The organism is Pseudoalteromonas sp. A601 (assembly GCF_002165575.1).
Lineage (GTDB): Bacteria > Pseudomonadota > Gammaproteobacteria > Enterobacterales > Alteromonadaceae > Pseudoalteromonas.
On the sequence record NZ_MXQF01000008.1, the window covers coordinates 111,317 to 129,369 of the forward strand.

Sequence of the window (18,053 nt, forward strand, 5' to 3'; positions counted from 1 at the left end):
TGCGAGTAAAGGCTTGTTAAACACAATAGTAACGCTAACCACGAGCTTAAAGTAAAAGATCCACCTTCTAAAGAAGGGGGCGTTGTTTACTCCAGTGTTAACTGAGCTTGCTCTTGCCTCTCTTCTTTCTGCTGATGCCTGACATATCTTCGTATTACTTCTTCATTTATGCCAACCGTGTCAACAAAATACCCTCGCTGCCAAAAATGATTACCCCATAACTTATTCTTTCTTAAATACGGATATTTACTAAACATTTTTAACGCTATTTTACCTTTCAATGCTCCCATTAATTTTGAAATTGACAGCTTTGGTGGCACTTTTACTACTAAGTGTACGTGATCTATTTGTACATTCAGCTCAACAACTTTGCATCCAAGCTGTTCACAATAGACCTGAATGCATCTGTATACATCCCTGCCTACTTTGTTTTTAAGGATCCTAAATCTATATTTCGGTGTCCAAACTATATGATATTGACATCGCCAATACACATGCGATGCTTTCTCGTATCTACTCATGTTTTTTCCTTTTGTGACTTCGCTAAAAATCAACTTAGGAATTAACATGAGTACTTTTTACAGGCAAAGCCTATTTGATGATAACCACCTACTGAAGTAGGTGGTTTAGGGGCTGAAAACAAAAAAGCCAGCTAATAAATAGCTGGCTGGAAGTGATGACCGTTGCGGCCATTTTCAGAAACTCTAAAACTGATATTTTAAGCTTGCGCCCCACGTACGTGGGTTGCTCCAGTTAGCTTGTACTGAGTTAGCGGGTAAGCCATCAACAATTTGTGAGTGAACTACGCCTCGGGTTAAAATAGCTTTATCACCAATGTTTTTAATGTACGCTTCTACTTGAACACTGTCGTTTATATACCACGTTAAGCGTGCATCAGCCATTAAATGCGCATCTACTTGCACCTCTGGAATATTCGTATCAAACGCGTAGTAATCGTCGAGGTAATTCATTTGAATGTACGGTACTAAGTACGAATCTCCGCCCAAGCTAAACTCGTAACGAGCCGATAAACCAACACTATACTCAGGTGCCATAGCTGGGCTCCAGCCTTCAAAACTAAACTGACTAGCATTGTCGTTAATGTCTTGGCGGCCACCTTGGTTACCCAGTGCCAGTAACGGGCGTAATTGCTCGTTGCCAACGGCGTAGCCATCTGCAAACTCACTATCTAGCAGCGATAAAGTTCCTGTTAGCGTTAAGCTATCTATTGGTACCCATTGTATATCTGCTTCAAGGCCTACCGTTTCTACATCACCACCATTTTCGTAGTATTCAAACGTAGTGGCTGTACCTGCAGATACACACTCTAAAACCGTATCGCCTGTGGTTGTATCGTTACATGAAGTTGCAAATAACTGTGCTTTTACATCTTCGTATTCATTCATAAATACAGAAAGATTTACACGCATTGCGCCATCGAGCAAATAGCTCTTCATTCCCATTTCGTAGGAAATAACATCTTCGTTATCATATAGTGGATCCGCACCACGTGCTACAACGCGCGAGTCGTTAGCGCCACCGGTTCTGTAGCCTGTCGCTACACTTGCATACACCATAATATCGTTATTAATGTCGTACTCGGCAGCCGCTTTATAAAGCAGGGCTGAATCATCCCAATCTGGTATTGTATCGCCAGTAAATGTTTTGTCGTCTTGGTTTACACGCAATCCACCTACCACGCGCAAATCTTCTGTTACTTGGTAGCGTAATTGTCCATACGCCGCAATTGATTTAGCCGTATGTGGGTCGTAATCAGGGTTCCCCCACGAAGGCACTACAACAGAGTCAGATATACCGTCGCCTGTGGTATCTGTATGCGATAACCAGCTCCAGTCGGCTTCTTGATCAAAGTAGTAAAGGCCACCAATCCACGAAAAATCACCATCGTCGTTAGAGGCAAGCTGTAACTCAGAGGATAAAGTTTTTTGGTCATCCTCACGGCCAAAGCCACCCACAAAATCAATACCGCCATCGCTGTAGTCATTATCGTAATATTGCTTACCACTAAGTGTTGAGTAATTAGTGGTCCATTTAATATCAGCAAAGTCGGTATACCACTCAAGTGCTAATGTGGTCGAAAAGCTTTCTTGCTTATCAAGTGAAAATCCATTGCGGTAAACATCATACGGGCCAAGATCTTCGTGCTGCGCATCACTTGGCTGATAAATATGCCCCTCGGTTACTGTAGGTGTGGTGTTAAATACACCCGAACCCGGCGAGGTTTCTTCAATTTGGTAGCCCGCTATTTGCTGATAACCCCAAATAGCTTCTGAGTTTGAGTCTTTACGTGAATAGTCAAAGCGTACTGTGGCATTAAACTTTTCGTTTGGTTCCCACTTGGTAACGTTACGCATATAAAACTGATTTTTTTCACGTAGGTCATCCGAAGGCCCTGGAATGACTAAATTATTGATATAACCATCGTGGCGATCAGAGGCCACTACAAAACGGGTTGCCACCGTGTCACTCACAGGGATATTTATGATACCTTCATAAGCGCTGCGGTTATAACTCCCTGTTTCAACTTTTACACTCCCCAGTAAATCATCAAAAACAGGTTGGTTCGTAATGATATTAATGCTACCCGCAAACGTATTACGGCCATATAACGTACCTTGCGGCCCACGTAATACTTCTATACGTTGTACATCCACCAACGCACCTAAGCCCGATGAAGTAGTAGGTACATAAATTCCATCTTGAAATATACCGACAATTTGCTCGGCAATACCGGTGCCAGCTACACCTACTTCATTTGTACGTGCGCCGCGCATAGCAGGGCGAACCTCACCACCCGATGACCCCATACGTAAGCCAGGTACAACCTGCTCAAGACCCGTCACATCAATAATACCAGCACGGGCAATATCGCCTTCCCCTAATGCCGTAATTGATGATGATACTTCCTGCAGATCTTGTGATCGTCGGTTTGCGGTTACCGCTATGCGCTCAATAGCAGGCTCTTTAACTTCTGCTTTAACTTGTTCTAGCACTTGTGCCGATTCAGGCTCTTGTGCTGCGTGGGCATTCATTGTGGTTGCTGCAATAGCGGTAGTCACAGCAAAATGAACGAGAGTCGTTGTAAATTTAGCTTTCATTATAATTATTCTCCCGATTATAAAATATATTAAGTTCTCCCCAAAACCTACATTTTCAATTACTACAGTAAACAGTTTGTATTAATTGAAAATGCATTAATACAAAATAGACTTCGAAGTCAAAAATATCAATACATTTATGCAACAAATTTAACAAAAAATTTCATTACTGTTATAAATCAATGAGATACAACATGTTAAAAATTGATTTCGAAATAAAAATATAACGGTACCTACGAATAATAAAAACTCGATTTACGGCCTAGTAGCATTTAAAACTGCTGCTGAAGATATAGAGCTGCTTTTTAGATCAAACGTGGTGACAAGCCTTTCCATTTGCATGGAAGCCTTAAAAGTAAGGGTATACCTATCTAACAAAGCGTAGTGAAAATCAAGAGGGCTTTTTTCGCCTATACCACCCTATACCAAAATATCGACTAAGTGTTTTCTGAATCATATGTAGCACAGATAAAACTAATACTTGAAAAGGTTGGTTACGACTATGAAATTGTAATAGTTGCTTCCAAAATCTCCAAAAGGTTAGGAGATGTTGAACTTCAGGGTTAAATTTGTAGCAATTTTTTTTGTTTAATAGGCTCACAGCAAAGCTGTGAGCCATAAGTTTTTAAAAGTTAATACGAGTGTTTAATCTAAATGTACGCCCAGTATGGTAGTTATAGACCGTGCGTGAACGCGTTGCATCACCATCAAGTGGGCTGCCTTCTGCAAATGTTTCGCCACCCGCTGATAAAAAGCGACTGGTAAAGTATTGGCGAACACCTTCATCTGTTAAGTTAGCAACTTGAAGCGATACAGAAATATTGTTGTTTACTTTATATGTTGCTGAAAAATCAAGTGTCTGACGCCCCTCTTCCCATAAAGAACCATTTTCCCATGAGCGTTGTACTAACTGGTCGGTTGTACCTTGATACGCTAAACGCAATTGGTGACCATTTTTTTCCCAGAAAGCTGTTAAGTTATAGCTGTGCTCTGGTGTATAAGCGACGGCCAATGATGGCAATTTCACATCATCATCAATAGATGATACTTCTTGCTCATACTCTGAGTCTTGGAACGTATAGTTTGCTTGCACCCCTAGACCAGACCAAATTCCTGGTAAGTCGTCGTAGGTTTGCATGTACTGCAGCTCAAGGCCCTTAATGCTTGCACCCTTACCATTTTTAATTCGTGTGGTATTAAATTTGGCACACATTTGCTCTAAATCACCAGAGTATAACCAATCCTGTTGGAATTCGGCATCACCTTGGAAGCGTTTTGGCATACAGCCTTCTAAACTATCTTGACCTGCAATAAGTACAAGATCATTCGGGTCGTATACTTCTCCTTCTGTTAAACCAACTTCACGTAAATCATCCATGTAGGTAACAACTGTTTCTGATTCTTCAAAGTTTGTCATATCTTTATAGAACAAGGTTGCGGCTAGTAAGCCTGAATCATTAAAATACCATTCATAAGATAAATCAAAGTTAATTGATTCAAGAGGATCAAGTTGAGGGTTCGTTAATTGAATCCAGTTATTACGGTTATCTCCACCCCATTGTGTTTCGTTTACGGTAAAGCCTGGGCGAAGAGAATCGATTTGCGGACGCGCCATGGTTTTTGAGGTTGCAAAACGAATAATCGTATCTTCATCATGTATATAATTGATGTTTAAGCTTGGTAAAAACAAATCATACTCATGCTCACCCGTTACTTTAAATGAGCGTTTGCTTCTATCTTCTGTCGCGAGCAAGTTACCATTTTCATCAAATTTGCGCTCACCATAAGTGTAATACCGCTCTGTAGATACATCAGAATGACGCCATAACCACCAAGCAGTTTGTTGTGGGTTGCCTTGTAATGCTCTTGGGTCATGACATGGGCCTTGATCAGGCAGCGCTACATCATCACGCTTATCATCAGTACCCATAGTGTCATAACCAAGTCCATCAACACGAGACCAACGAACATCATCGTTAAAGTTATTACCATAGAAATCGATGTCGCTACATAACGGTAAACTCGTATCGCGTAGCTCTTCCAGTTTGAACGGGTCCTGCAAACGACCAACGTTATTTGGATCTGATGCAAACTGAATACCTGACGCCCCTTGTACTTCTACAGTTGTTCTTACATAGCGAACACCTACATCACCGGTAATGCGGCCATCCATTAGCTCAAAGTTTAATTTTGTATATAACGCTAAATTATCAAGCTCAGCATTGCGCGTTTTTGAGTCATCAATATTAAATTCAACATCTGATGCACCTTGAGCTACCTCAAACGCTTTAAATGCTGAAAACCGTGACCAACCGTCAGTAATGTTGTCGCGACCATAGCCAAGACCAGCCATAAAGTCATCTACAGGAAACTCTTCGCCAGTAGTGACCATTTCACCGGTAATATCACGCAGGCCACTACCAAGCACTGTAGGCTGGCCTGTATACGGGTTCATTACTACAACCCCTTCTGCAACCGAGTTAAAAAAACCTTGTTGCGCGTCAACATATTTGGTGCGGTTTGACCACTTTGCACCAAACTCAACTGAACGGAAATTATTAGAATCTAATATATAATCAAAATCTACAAATGCTGATTTTTGCTCATCTTCAACACGGTTTAATGTTCTGGTCATGTAACTTAAATGTTGCGCTCTTAGTTCATCAGGGTTGAAACCTGTTGTACCATAGTTATCCCACACGTTGAGTGGATCACCAAAGGTATCATTTTCACCATAATCAATATTGCTAGTACCTGAAACCAATTTACACGGGCCTGAAGTACAATCATAGCCAACAGGCTCAATGTCCTCTGGTGGTACACCTTTGAGAATAAATGCATTGATATTTTGATAGTTTTGCATGCCTACAAATACTGAATTTTTAGGCACTTGCTCAGCTTTTGAATAACCAATGCCCGCGTCCATTTCAAGGCGGTCTGAGAAGTGGTGAGTCATATCTAACGAAAATACGTTACTTTTGTTATCAAATTCAGATTCAGATTGAGTTAAATCACCAGCGCCAAAGCGATTCACAAATTTTGTGAAAGTATTTGATTCTTCATCAATTGTACGCCAACTTGCTTCAGGATCAGTATATTCAGCGGGGCCATTTGCAAGCCCAGGATCTTCGCCTTCAACTAGGTTTTTATGTTCTAAAAAACGAGTTCTTATACCATGCATCGAATTATCAATATTCTGCTGGCTTACATTTGCATTAAAATTAAACTCAGTGTTTTCACTCATCAACCATTGCAGGCCTAAGTTAACATTGGCACGGTCTTGGCTGTTTTCAAAATACTGGTAAGCTGTTGTTCTAGGTGCAATACCTGATACATTTTCAACAACATCGCCCTGAGTATTGGTAGCCAGTGGCGATGTAATTGCAAACCAATCGATTGCTGAGTATTGATCTTTTCGAAATGAGTTGGTTTCTTTTACGCCTGTGATAACAACACCAAAGGTTTCATCAAAGAACTTTTTAGAGAGCGTGCCTGATATTTTATAGTTATCTTGTTCTGATAAGTCGTTATACCGACCTTCTAAAGTCATGGTGGCTATTTCATAGCTTAAATCTAAAGGTTTAGTGGTGGTTAAATTAATATTAGCACCTAAAGACCCTTCTTCATGGTCAGCACTTGGAGTTTTTACAACTTCAATTTTAGATAAAATATCAGACGAATATTGTGATAAATCTACACCTTGGCTATTTCCTGTTGAGCCAAGTTGTACACCATTCATACTAATATTATTTTGTTGTGAATTTGCACCACGTACAGAAATTCGTGAACCTTGCCCATCAACAGACTGTACAGAAACACCTGTTACTCGCGATAACGCATCTGCAATATTTTGGTCGGTTGATTTACCGATATCTTCTGCGTTGATTGAATCAACAACATTTTCTGCAAAGCGTTTATCGTTTATCGATTTTTTAACACTGGCCGCTAAGCCACTGACTTCGATTACTTCAATATCCTCCTCGGCCTTTTTAACTTTTTCTTCTTGCTGAGAATAAGCAAATTGAGTTGTCAATAATGCTGCGGCTATAGCACTGAGTTTAAATACACTGTTGATGGTTTTCATGTGTGTTCCCCATTGAAGGTTTTATTATGTTGTCAGGTTATCATTTTGTAAACAATAATATGATTAGCAAATCATTGTCAACTGTATTTTGTTAACAATCTTGAAATTTTAATAGAGGGTTAATTATGTATAGAGCCATCACTGCCTGCCTTTGCGTTATATACTGAATTAATCAAATCAGTAAGAAGCAAACTTTTTAATTGCTAGTGCCTATGTTGTTAATACTTTTTTGCGAGCAATAACAGCTCTGATAAAACGAACCAATAAAAATTAGGTATAAGATTATTTATTCGGATGGCAAATGGATCTCAAATTTAATTTGCTGATAATACGGTTTCTCTGGTGCGTAAAGCGTACTTAGAAAGTGCGGATGATTGACTGCATTCGGTAATTCATGTGGCTCAATACACAGTCCCATATAAGGGCCAAATTGTTGACCATCAAGGTGCTTATATTGCGGGTCAAGGTAAAACCCGGTGTAAAACTGACAACCCGGTGCAGTTGAGTATATATCAACTTGATAGCCGGTTGCTTTATTTACAATAGAGCCGTGAAGTTGTAATCGCTTGGACCCTTGCGGGTCTAATAAGTAATAATCGTCGAAGCCGTTGTCAGTTAAAACTGAGCCTAGCTTAGTAAACTCTGCAAAGTCATAATGACTGTTATAAACATTTGCAAATTCACCACTTGCAATATTTTGCTGATTTTTTAATAGTCGTAATCTTGCCGGTAATTTCACAAAGTGCTCAGTAATATCGTGCTGTTTACTTAGCGCTAAGTTCCAATAGATATGGTTGGTTAAACTAAGTGGCGTGATTTCACTCGGAGCACCGTGCAGTGTGATCACCAACTGGTTATCAATAAGCTGATACTTGACAATAAATTCAACACGACCTGGAAAACCTTGATCGTTGTCAGGGCTAACATAACGAAAAACCACTCTATTGTTGTCGATATCGTGCTCGAGAACTTGCCAGTCAACATGGCTCAAGCCCTTTTTACCACCATGTAATTGGTTAGCGCCCTCATTAGCAACGAGATTAACAACACGTTTTTCACCGAGATATTTACTGCCAGCAATGCGATTAGCAACACGACCCACCGTAGAACCTAAATAAGCAGCATTGCTGCGCCAATCGTCTTCATTTTCATAACACAGGGCAAGGTGATCACCATTAGGCGCCTCAATGCTTCGAATAGTGGCGCCATAGCTACTTAAAGTCACGTTTAAGCCGTTGTGCTGTTTAAGCGTAATTGTCTGCATCACTGTTACTCGCTTAAAAAACCTTGTGGATTTTTACTTTGCCAGTGCCATGTATCTTTCATCATATCAGCCAAGGTGTACTGACATTGCCAGTTAAGTAATGACTCTGCTTTACTAGACTGTGCCCAAAATGCAGGTAAATCACCGCTGCGTCTAGGAGCCATTTCAAACGGGATATCAACACCTGTATGTTGTATAAAGCTCTTCACAATAGCTAATACTGAAAATGGACTGCCCGTGCCTAAGTTAAATGCTTCATAAATGGGTTGTTGTTGAAGGTTTAACCACTGCAGTGCTTTAACATGGCCATTGGCTAAGTCACTTACATGAATATAATCACGCTCACAAGTGCCATCTTCAGTTGGGTAATCGCCCCCGAAAATAGATAGTTTGTCACGTTTACCAACCGCTACTTGCGCGATAAAAGGCATCAAATTATTTGGAATACCCAATGGGTCTTCGCCAATTAAACCACTTTTGTCAGCACCAATAGGATTGAAGTAACGTAGACTTGCTACCTGTAATGTACTGGCCTTTACAATATCTTGCAGCATTTGCTCAATCATGACTTTGGTTTGCCCATAAGGACTTGATGCGCGGCTCAGCGGGAGTTCTTCAGTATAAGGTGGTTTTGCATCTTCACCATAAACTGTTGCTGATGAACTAAACACCAGTTTATTAACATTAAATTCTGCCATGCATTGACATAAATTAAGTGTTGATATCAAATTGTTTTGGTAATAGCTCAATGGTTTTTGCATTGATTCACCCACCGCTTTTAAACCTGCAAAATGAATTACAGAGCTAAAATCGTGGGCGTCAAATGTCGCTTTGAGTTTATCTTTATCCAGTAAATTTGCATGAATAAACTCTACTTTTTTTTGTGCTAGCTTTTCGACTCTTATTAGTGATTCACGACTTGAGTTACTCAAATCATCAATAACAACCACCTCAAAACCACTGTGTAATAAGCTCAATACAGTATGACTGCCAATATATCCGGCACCACCAGTGACAAGTACTTTTTTCATTTAACCACCCTTATGCTCTAATTACTGACACGCCTGATGCAGGTAAACTGGTATAAATAGTTTCTTTTATACCGGTTTGTTGCTGATAATTAGCTTCAATTGCCGCACTAACCTCTTCGACCATACAATTTGGTACAAACGCAACCACACAACCGCCAAAGCCACCACCAGTCATACGTACTCCACCTTTGTTCCCCAATACACTGTTAATAATTTCCACGAGGGTATCTATTTCTGGTGTGGTGATTTCAAACAAATCGCGCATAGACTGATGGCTTTGTGCCATCAGCTTACTTAACGTAGCAATATCATTATTTGTGAAGGCTTGCATTGCCGATAGCGTCCGCGCGTTTTCATACACTATATGCTCAACACGCTTTGCAACTTGCTCATCTAACTGCGCTTTATTTGCTTCATATTCTTCAATAGAGACATGGCGCAGACTTGGTTTTGAAAATGCTTTTGCACCGTCATAGCATTGTTCGCGGCGTAAATTGTATTCGCTATCAACTAAACCACGTTTTACATTTGAATTGATCATCATGATGGTCATGCCTGCATTAATGCTCACTTCAATTAAATCTAAAGACTGGCAATCAATTCCTAAAGCTTGACCTTGTTGACCGCACGCGGAAATTAATTGATCCATAATGCCGCAGTTGCAACCTACAAAATTGTTCTCAGCCGCTTGACCAATTTTAGCGATTTCTTTACGTTCAATAAATAAATCACATAAATGGTTAAAGGCATAAGCAACACCGACTTCCAAGGCGGCCGAAGAACTTAATCCGGCCCCTTGCGGCACATTGCCTGTAATGCAAATATCACAGCCCGACAACACATGACCGCGTTTTTGTAATTCATCAACCACACCGCGCACATAATTGCTCCAACTTTGACTTGGGTGATGAGCTACTTCTTGGCCTAGCACAAAGCTGTCAATTTCGTTGTTACAATCAAGTGCTAACACATTCACCATGTTATCTGTCCGTGGAGCTACAGCAATATAAGTGGCATATTCAATGGCGCAAGGAAGTACAAAGCCATCGTTATAATCGGTGTGTTCGCCGATTAGATTTACTCGGCCCGGTGCTTTTACAACAAAATCAGCATCACGTCCGTAATGAGATAAAAATACGTTGCGGGCATTGCTTTCAATGTTCATTATTTCACCTCTTTATAATGCGTCAGTGATTGCTGTTTTAAAATGGTAGCGGCTTGCTCTGGCGTTATATCACGCTGAGCTTCGGCCATCATTTCATAACCCACCATAAACTTTTTAACGGTTGCAGAGCGAAGTAATGGCGGAAAAAACTGGCCATGTAATTGCCAAAATGAGTCATCTTGATCATCATATGGCGCACCATGCCACCCCATTGAATAAGCAAATGAACATTGAAATAAATTGTCGTACTTAACTGTGATTTGTTTGATCACCCCAGCTAAGCTGACTTGCTGAGCTGTTGTCAAATCAGTCATTCTGGTTATCGCAAAGCGCGGTAATAATAGCGTTTCAAATGGCCACGCAGCCCAATAAGGCACAACCACTAGCCAGTCATCATTGATACATACAACGCGCTCATCTAATTCCACTTCTCGTTTGGCATAATCAAGCAATAAGTTTGACCCATACTGCTGGGTGTATTGTTTTAAGTTAGCCTGCTTGCGTTCGACTAAACTAGGTAACTGATGTTGCGCCCAAATTTGTCCATGCGGGTGCGGATTAGAGCAACCCATTACAGCGCCTTTGTTTTCAAACACTTGTACCCAGCGGTAGGTCTGTGATAGCTCTTTACATTGCTGCTGCCACGTTACAACCACATTGGTAATTTCTGCCAAAGACAATTCAGGCAAGGTTTTCGAGTGATCCGGCGAAAAGCAGATTACTCGTGCAGTACCGCGCTCAGTTTGCATACTAAATAATGGATCATCAAACGCGACATCAGGTACATCTTCACGCAGTGCAGCAAAGTCATTGGTAAAAACAAATGTCCCTTCATAATCAGGGTTTACTTCACCGTTTATGCGCGTATTACCTTTACATAGAAAGCAATTTTCGTCATAAGCGGGTTTAATTTCATGATCAACACTCTCTTCTTGGCCCTGCCAAGGGCGCTTAGCCCGATGCGGTGATACCAATACTGATTCCCCTAATAAAGGGTTAAATCGACGATGTGGGTGTTCAGTTGGGTCAAATTGGCTATTTTGATTATTCATTACTGCAAACCTTAATTACTATTTTGAAATGTGCCGGCATCAAGCACTTGCTTACGCGGTGTAAAGCGGCAAATATAATTCCAATTCCAACTAGCATCATATTTATGACACAGCCCCCAACTTAGGCCTGGCGCAGGGTTTTCATCAAAGCCTTTGCTTGGGCGGTATAAGCCAATGGCTTCAGGCCCGCCTTTAATATGTGCCATGATTTCAAAATTAATACCGTCTTTAGCAAATTGAATAGTATTCTTTTCAGGACCGTCAGTTGTCAGTAGGCTGGCAATTCCGCCTCTGAAGTTCCACACCACCACTTCATGACCACTGTTAGAGATAGGGTTAAACTCTGATTTTACATACGGGCCCATTACGTCATCAGCAATTGCAACGCCATGTTTTATTTCGCGCCCGCCAAAGTTCATGCCCTCACCTTGCGTTTCACCTTTGTAATACAGGTAAAATTTATTTTGGAAAAAAACTAAACAGGGATCGTGTACTTTATGACTATCAAAACTACCTTTTTTACTAACGGCAAAGCGGTTGTCTTCTTCCCCAGACCAAACACCATCTTTGCTTGGACTTACGATAGGCGCAGGCGATTTGTGCCATGGTCCAAAAGGTGAATCCGCATGGGCGATAGCAATATGCTCATATTGACGGTTGGTATAAGGTGTTTCAACTGTTTGATAAACCAAATAGTACTTACCTAAATGAGCAAAGACCTCAGGCGTAAAAACAGCTCTATCATCGTATTGACCCGCTTCACCACGGGCAATGGCAACACCTTGTTCTTGCCACGTAATACTGTCTTTTGAAGTAGCGTGCCACACTTCTGTCAAATCCCAAGGAAATACCTTTGCTTCTGGGTCATTCGCATTAAAACCTAATGTTTCGCCTTCGCCTTTGGTGTACCAACAATGATAAACACCCTCAATATACAAAACTGATGATGGATCACGACGAATAACGCCTTCTTGATATGCAAAGTCACCTTTTAATGGTGTTACATCAAATTCGGTTAACCATTGAGGACCCCGGCTGTCATAGCCTCTTTCGATTGCTCGCAGACTCGCTAAACTTAATTTTTGTTGATTATCGGACATGTCTATTCCTTACTTTGCACTGCTTAATTTAAGCGCTTGGTAAACGTCTAAAGATAAAATGGCGCCTTGATGTTGCACAACCTGTGAGGCAACTTTATCTGCTATATGTAATGCGGATTGTGGTTCATGATGAGTCATCCTGGCTGCTAAGTAAGTGCCGGCAAAAGAGTCGCCTGCCGCGGTGCTGTCAACTTGCTGTGGCGCAGGATTAAATGAGCATTGTGCCGTTAAACTATTTTGGCAAAACACCTGCATGCCTTTATCACCGGCTTTTACCACCACTTCATTAACAGCAAATTGTTGGCAATATTGGACTATTTCACCAATATCCGTGTGACCAAATAAGGTGTGGTGGTCATCAAGCCCAGGCAATACGAGATCACTGATTAGGTATGCGCGCTCTAACCAGTCAATTGCATGCTCTTTTGATTGCCACATACGGGCACGGTAATTAGGGTCAAACGCAATGGTGCAGCCTTGTCGTTTTAAACTGACTAATAAATCGAGCAGTCCTTGTTTTGATTTATCATCAAGAATGGCTAAACTGATACCACTAAAAAACACCCAGTCATTCTTACCTAAACCTAAATCAAATGGTTTGGCAGCAAACAACTGCATCATATATTTAGCAGCTGACTGCTCGCGCCAATAGTCAAAACTACGTTCACCTTGTTGATCTGTTGATATCGCGTAGATCCCCACGTTATGTTTGCTGGTTTTTATAACCTGTTTAGCGCTAATGCCTTCTTGTTGCCACTTTTTAAGCATGTTGATACTTAATACGTCTTCCCCAACCGCTGTAAATAATTCACAATTTAACTGCTGTGCAAAACGCTTTGCATACACTAAAGCATTATAGGTATCACCGGCAAAGGACTGCTTACATTCGCTGACACCTTGAGGAACCAGCTCCACCATACATTCACCTATCGCTAATAAAGTACTCACACACCCTCCAATACTTTTTTAGCTGATACGCCGGCTAACTGCTCTTCAATCTCTTCTATCGATTTGTTTTTCGTCTCTGGCATAATTTTATAAAGTAAAGCAAAACCTATTACGCCACTAATGCTATAAAACAAAAAGATATTCGCCGCACCTAAGTTATTTAATTGCCAAGGGAAAAACTGCTGAACTAAGTAGCTCACAACACTGGCAATAAAGGCAAACGTTGGGATGGCAACACCACGGATACGGGTTGGAAATATTTCAGAAAAAATAACCCACATTATAGGCCCGATTGAAAAGTGGAATGCTGCTATAAAGCCTGCAATACCGAGTGAAATAAGCGGAGCATTAATTGTTGCTGCACGTTGAATTAAGTCGCTTTCAAAACCTTGTAGTTGTGCTGCAGAGAACACCGTGGCCAACGCACGTTTAAACTCAACATCACTGTGATATACCTGACCAATTAATTGCTCTAACCCAGTCACTGTATTTAAGCTTGAAAATTCAGCAATATGCTCTGCTGATAAGCTGTATTCAGCTTGACTAAAACCGATATAACACATAAATAAGCTCAACGTTGCCGTTGCTAAGCCACCAATTACTAGCGGTCTACGGCCAAGCTTATCAATCAAAACGATAGCCACCACTGTAAACACAATACTAACTAAACCAATTAACACCGCATTTAAAAATGCCGCATCAGTCCCCACACCCAATTGCTCAAACACGGTTGGCGCATAAAACATAATGGCGTTAATCCCAGTGACTTGCTGTACCAGTGCAATGGTTAACGCAATAATCACAGCTGCACGAACACGACTATCAAGTAATTGTTTAAATGAGGCTAAATAGCTACCGCTATCTGAGTAATCAGTTAAGCTCGTTTTTATTATTTGTAGTTGTTCAGCGGCCAGAGTACTACTTTTCGTTAAGCGTAATAACACGGCTTTTGCACGTGTTTCGTTGCCCTTCATAACCAACCAGCGAGGGCTCTGTGGAATAGTAAATAAAAGTAAAAACCAAATAACTGCAGGAATAACTTCAACCCCAAGCATCCAACGCCATAAATTATCTTGCACTGCGTAAGTGCTAACCCATTGATAACTACTTTGCGATAACTCAACAAGTAAGTAATTGGCAAAATACGCCGCGGATAAACCAACAACAATATTTATTTGAATCATAGAAACCAGCTTGCCACGATACTTAGCTGGGGCTACTTCGCCAATATACATCGCCGCGACTGATAACGATGTAAACGCTAAGCCGCCAATAAAACGCGCAATGACTAACGCTTCGTAGCTTGGTGCTAATACCGATGAAATAGCTGAAAAAATATAAATGAATGCAATACCAATAAGCGTATTTTTACGGCCAAATACATTACATATATAACCTGTGATCAGCAGAGCAAATAAAACACCAAAACCAGGTGCGCTCACTACAGTACCAATTTGTATATCAGTTAAATTAAACTCAGCAGAAACAAAACGTACCGTACCTGAGATCAAAGCAGCATCTAAACCAAAAATAAAGCCGCCAAAGGCGACTACCAGAGCGAAAAAGAACACATTACGGTTGCTACCATTCATACATCTTTATCCAATTTTGTTGTTATCATTGTGTGTGGTATTAATTTAAAAATTAACGGTAAGGGAGTCGGGCCCTTAAATTGTTAACAATTAACCATGAGCGATTCATTTGAGGTTATTTCATAATTAACTCGTATGCAACATATATTTTGAAAAAACTAGCAAATTGAATTGTTGCTTATAATTTCTTTAAAATTTTAAATTATTAAAAATCAATAAATTAGACTAAATTAAGCACAATGAAACAAATTGCACTTTGTTAACAATTTTCAATTTATTATTTTTCGTGTATGGTGTGTTAAATAGTTAAAAAAGGTTGGACAATAATGAAATATAAAAAAAATCTAGCTGTAACAGCACTGTTACTCGCAATAACAGGCTGTAATCAGCAGACTAATAGCGTGTCAGAGCCCGAGACAGCCGCTACAACAAAGACCAGCACAACTCTCTTGCATTTGTTAGATGATGCTCAGCATACAGCTGACACAGCAGTTAAAATGAATACCCGCGGTGCGAGAGTTACTAATAGAACAGGCATTGTTGATATTGCTTTTGATTCAAAGAAAAACCTCTATTCAGGTATCACATTAACCCCAGATACTCCATGGAATTGGAGCCAATTTAAAGATTTCAATATTGCCTTTGAACTTGCAAACCCAGGCCAACATTCAGTACAAATTTACTTAGATATATCAGATATTGACGGTGCTAATTATACCCGCACAGTGAATGTACCTATCGGTGGCTTTAATACCTATTATGCAAAACTCGATGGTCACGACTTAGCAACCCCTGAAGGTGATGAGAGTGTAGAGCTTAACTTTACCTCAGGCTTACGCTCTAACCCTGCAACATGGCAATCCGATGAAACTCAGTTTATCTCTATGTGGGGCAAAAAGAACCTTAACCTAAAAGGTATTACTAAAATATCTCTAAGCGTACAAAGTGCATTGCATGATAAAGCATTGCAGATAAAATCAATCGATTTACGTACAAACCCTGAATTCGATACTGAATTTTTAACCCACATTGTTGATAAATTTGGTCAAAATGCAAAACAAGACTTTGCCTACAAAGTAGACTCGGAAGCTGAGTTAATCGAAGATAAAAAACAAGAAGCACAACAGCTGCTATCACAGCGTCCAACAGATCGCTCACGCTTCGGCGGTTGGGCACAAGGTCCAAAGTTAGAAGGCACGGGCTACTTTAGAACAGCAAAACACAATGGTAAATGGTCTCTTGTAGACCCAGATGGTTACCTTTATTTAGCCACCGGTTTGGATATTATTCGTCTTGCCAACTCAACCACGTTGACGGGCTATGATTTTGACCAATCCTTATTTAAAAGTGCCAATGAATCAAGCTTAACACCTGAAGACTCAAAAGGCTTAAACCGAGTTAATAAAGAAGCGTTATCAAGCCGGTTTGTCGCATCACAAGTACGTAAAGATTTGTTTGAATGGTTACCAAGTTATGATGAGCCAATGGGTAAACACTATGGCTATCGTAAAAGTGCTCACTCAGGTCCACTAGCCCATGGTGAAACTTACAGCTTTTACTCTGCCAACCTAGAACGCAAATATGGTCAAAACAATACTGATTTTATGCAAAAATGGCGTGAAATTACTCTAAAGCGCATGATCACTTGGGGATTCACCTCACTCGGTAACTGGACAGATCCAAGCTACTACGATAACCAACAAGTCCCCTACTTTGCTAATGGCTGGATCATCGGTGACTTTAAAACAGTTTCAAGCGGCAATGACTTTTGGGGTGCAATGCCTGACGTATTTGACCCGCATTTTGCTGAACGTGCCAACATAACAGTAGAAAACGTAGCCAAAGAAGTAAAAAATTCTCCTTGGGCAGTGGGCGTATTTATTGATAACGAAAAAAGCTTTGGCCGCCCTGATTCAGTGCAAAGCCATTATGGTATCGTAATTAATACCCTAGGTAGAGATGCTGCCACGGTGCCAACTAAAGCAGAATTCTCACGTTTAATGAAACAAAAATACACTGACATAAACGAACTCAATCAAGTGTGGCATTTAAATTTAGCCTCATGGGAGGAGTTTGATAAAGGTGTAAAAGTAGATGTTAAAAACAACGATCAACTTGCTGATTTTTCAATCATGTTAACCGCCTACGCCGACAAATACTTTAGTGTAGTTGATGCGGCAATGGATAAACATTTACCTAATCACTTGTATTTAGGCGCGCGTTTTCCTGATTGGGGCATGCCAATTGAAGTTGTTCGAGCATCAGCAAAGCATGTCGATGTGATAAGCTTCAATGCATATAAAGAAGGCATTAAACCTAAAAAATGGGAATTTTTAAGCGAATTCGACAAGCCAACTATTATTGGTGAGTTCCATGTAGGCGCATTAGACTCTGGCCTATTCCACCCAGGTCTTATCCATGCGTCAAATCAACAAGACCGCGCAAAAATGTACACTGACTATATGCGATCAGTCTTTGACAACCCATATTTCATTGGCGCTCATTGGTTCCAATACATAGACTCACCTATTACTGGGCGTGCTTATGATGGAGAGAACTATAACGTTGGTTTCATTACAGTCACAGATCGTCCTTATACTGAAATGGTTGAAGCAGCAAAAACTGTGAATAATGAAATGTACGAGCGCCGATTTAAAAAATAAGCTTAAATAGTGGTCTATTGTAATGTGTTGACAAT

11 protein-coding genes are annotated in these 18,053 nt (G+C 40.5%); 1 reads left to right on the forward strand and 10 read right to left on the reverse strand.

What is annotated here, in order from left to right; genetic code table 11:
• Positions 1-86: 86 nt before the first annotated feature.
• The 10 genes from tnpA to B5G52_RS08535 all read right to left on the reverse strand — a co-directional run bounded on the left by tnpA (position 87) and on the right by B5G52_RS08535 (position 15,355).
• Positions 87-521: an IS200/IS605 family transposase gene (gene tnpA, locus B5G52_RS08490; RefSeq protein WP_087532237.1), complete on the reverse strand. Its 435-nt coding sequence runs from the start codon at positions 519-521 to the stop codon at positions 87-89.
• A gap of 183 nt (positions 522-704) precedes the next feature.
• Entirely contained in the window at positions 705-3,119 is a 2,415-nt protein-coding gene (locus B5G52_RS08495) for a TonB-dependent receptor (RefSeq protein ID WP_087532238.1), read from the reverse strand.
• 625 nt (positions 3,120-3,744) lie between these two features.
• A complete protein-coding gene (locus B5G52_RS08500) occupies positions 3,745-7,203 on the reverse strand; it encodes a TonB-dependent receptor (RefSeq protein WP_087532239.1) in 3,459 nt (1,152 codons plus the stop codon).
• A 286-nt stretch (positions 7,204-7,489) separates the two neighbouring features.
• On the reverse strand, positions 7,490-8,467 hold the full coding sequence (locus B5G52_RS08505; protein WP_140394311.1) for an aldose epimerase family protein: 978 nt from the start codon (positions 8,465-8,467) through the stop codon (positions 7,490-7,492).
• 5 nt (positions 8,468-8,472) lie between these two features.
• Positions 8,473-9,498 carry a UDP-glucose 4-epimerase GalE gene (galE, locus tag B5G52_RS08510; protein WP_087532241.1) on the reverse strand — a complete coding sequence of 342 codons (1,026 nt, stop codon included), beginning with the start codon at positions 9,496-9,498 and terminating at the stop codon, positions 8,473-8,475.
• A 10-nt stretch (positions 9,499-9,508) separates the two neighbouring features.
• Positions 9,509-10,663, reverse strand: coding sequence for a galactokinase (galK, locus tag B5G52_RS08515; RefSeq protein ID WP_087532242.1), 1,155 nt, complete (start codon positions 10,661-10,663; stop codon positions 9,509-9,511).
• Positions 10,663-11,715 carry a UDP-glucose--hexose-1-phosphate uridylyltransferase gene (locus B5G52_RS08520; RefSeq protein ID WP_087532243.1) on the reverse strand — a complete coding sequence of 351 codons (1,053 nt, stop codon included), beginning with the start codon at positions 11,713-11,715 and terminating at the stop codon, positions 10,663-10,665. Before B5G52_RS08520 ends, galK begins: the two co-directional genes overlap by 1 nt.
• Positions 11,716-11,726: 11 nt before the next feature.
• On the reverse strand, positions 11,727-12,815 hold the full coding sequence (locus tag B5G52_RS08525; RefSeq protein ID WP_087532244.1) for a family 43 glycosylhydrolase: 1,089 nt from the start codon (positions 12,813-12,815) through the stop codon (positions 11,727-11,729).
• 9 nt (positions 12,816-12,824) lie between these two features.
• Entirely contained in the window at positions 12,825-13,763 is a 939-nt protein-coding gene (locus B5G52_RS08530) for a sugar kinase (protein ID WP_087532245.1), read from the reverse strand.
• On the reverse strand, positions 13,760-15,355 hold the full coding sequence (locus B5G52_RS08535; protein ID WP_087532246.1) for an MFS transporter: 1,596 nt from the start codon (positions 15,353-15,355) through the stop codon (positions 13,760-13,762). Before B5G52_RS08535 ends, B5G52_RS08530 begins: the two co-directional genes overlap by 4 nt.
• Before the next feature lie 326 nt (positions 15,356-15,681).
• Between B5G52_RS08535 and B5G52_RS08540 the strand changes: the two genes are divergently transcribed.
• Entirely contained in the window at positions 15,682-18,018 is a 2,337-nt protein-coding gene (locus tag B5G52_RS08540; RefSeq protein ID WP_087532247.1) for a beta-galactosidase, read from the forward strand.
• The last annotated feature ends 35 nt before the right edge of the window (positions 18,019-18,053 follow it).

Excerpts from the sequence above, each read along its gene's own strand:
- B5G52_RS08520 (WP_087532243.1), bottom strand. The coding sequence starts at position 11,715 with ATGAATAATCAAAATAGCCAATTTGACCCAACTGAACACCCACATCGT.
- B5G52_RS08495 (WP_087532238.1), bottom strand. The coding sequence starts at position 3,119 with ATGAAAGCTAAATTTACAACGACTCTCGTTCATTTTGCTGTGACTACC.
- galE (WP_087532241.1), bottom strand. The coding sequence starts at position 9,498 with ATGAAAAAAGTACTTGTCACTGGTGGTGCCGGATATATTGGCAGTCAT.
- B5G52_RS08540 (WP_087532247.1), top strand. The coding sequence starts at position 15,682 with ATGAAATATAAAAAAAATCTAGCTGTAACAGCACTGTTACTCGCAATA.
- B5G52_RS08525 (WP_087532244.1), bottom strand. The coding sequence starts at position 12,815 with ATGTCCGATAATCAACAAAAATTAAGTTTAGCGAGTCTGCGAGCAATC.
- tnpA (WP_087532237.1), bottom strand. The coding sequence starts at position 521 with ATGAGTAGATACGAGAAAGCATCGCATGTGTATTGGCGATGTCAATAT.
- B5G52_RS08500 (WP_087532239.1), bottom strand. The coding sequence starts at position 7,203 with ATGAAAACCATCAACAGTGTATTTAAACTCAGTGCTATAGCCGCAGCA.
- galK (WP_087532242.1), bottom strand. The coding sequence starts at position 10,663 with ATGAACATTGAAAGCAATGCCCGCAACGTATTTTTATCTCATTACGGA.
- B5G52_RS08535 (WP_087532246.1), bottom strand. The coding sequence starts at position 15,355 with ATGAATGGTAGCAACCGTAATGTGTTCTTTTTCGCTCTGGTAGTCGCC.
- B5G52_RS08505 (WP_140394311.1), bottom strand. The coding sequence starts at position 8,467 with ATGCAGACAATTACGCTTAAACAGCACAACGGCTTAAACGTGACTTTA.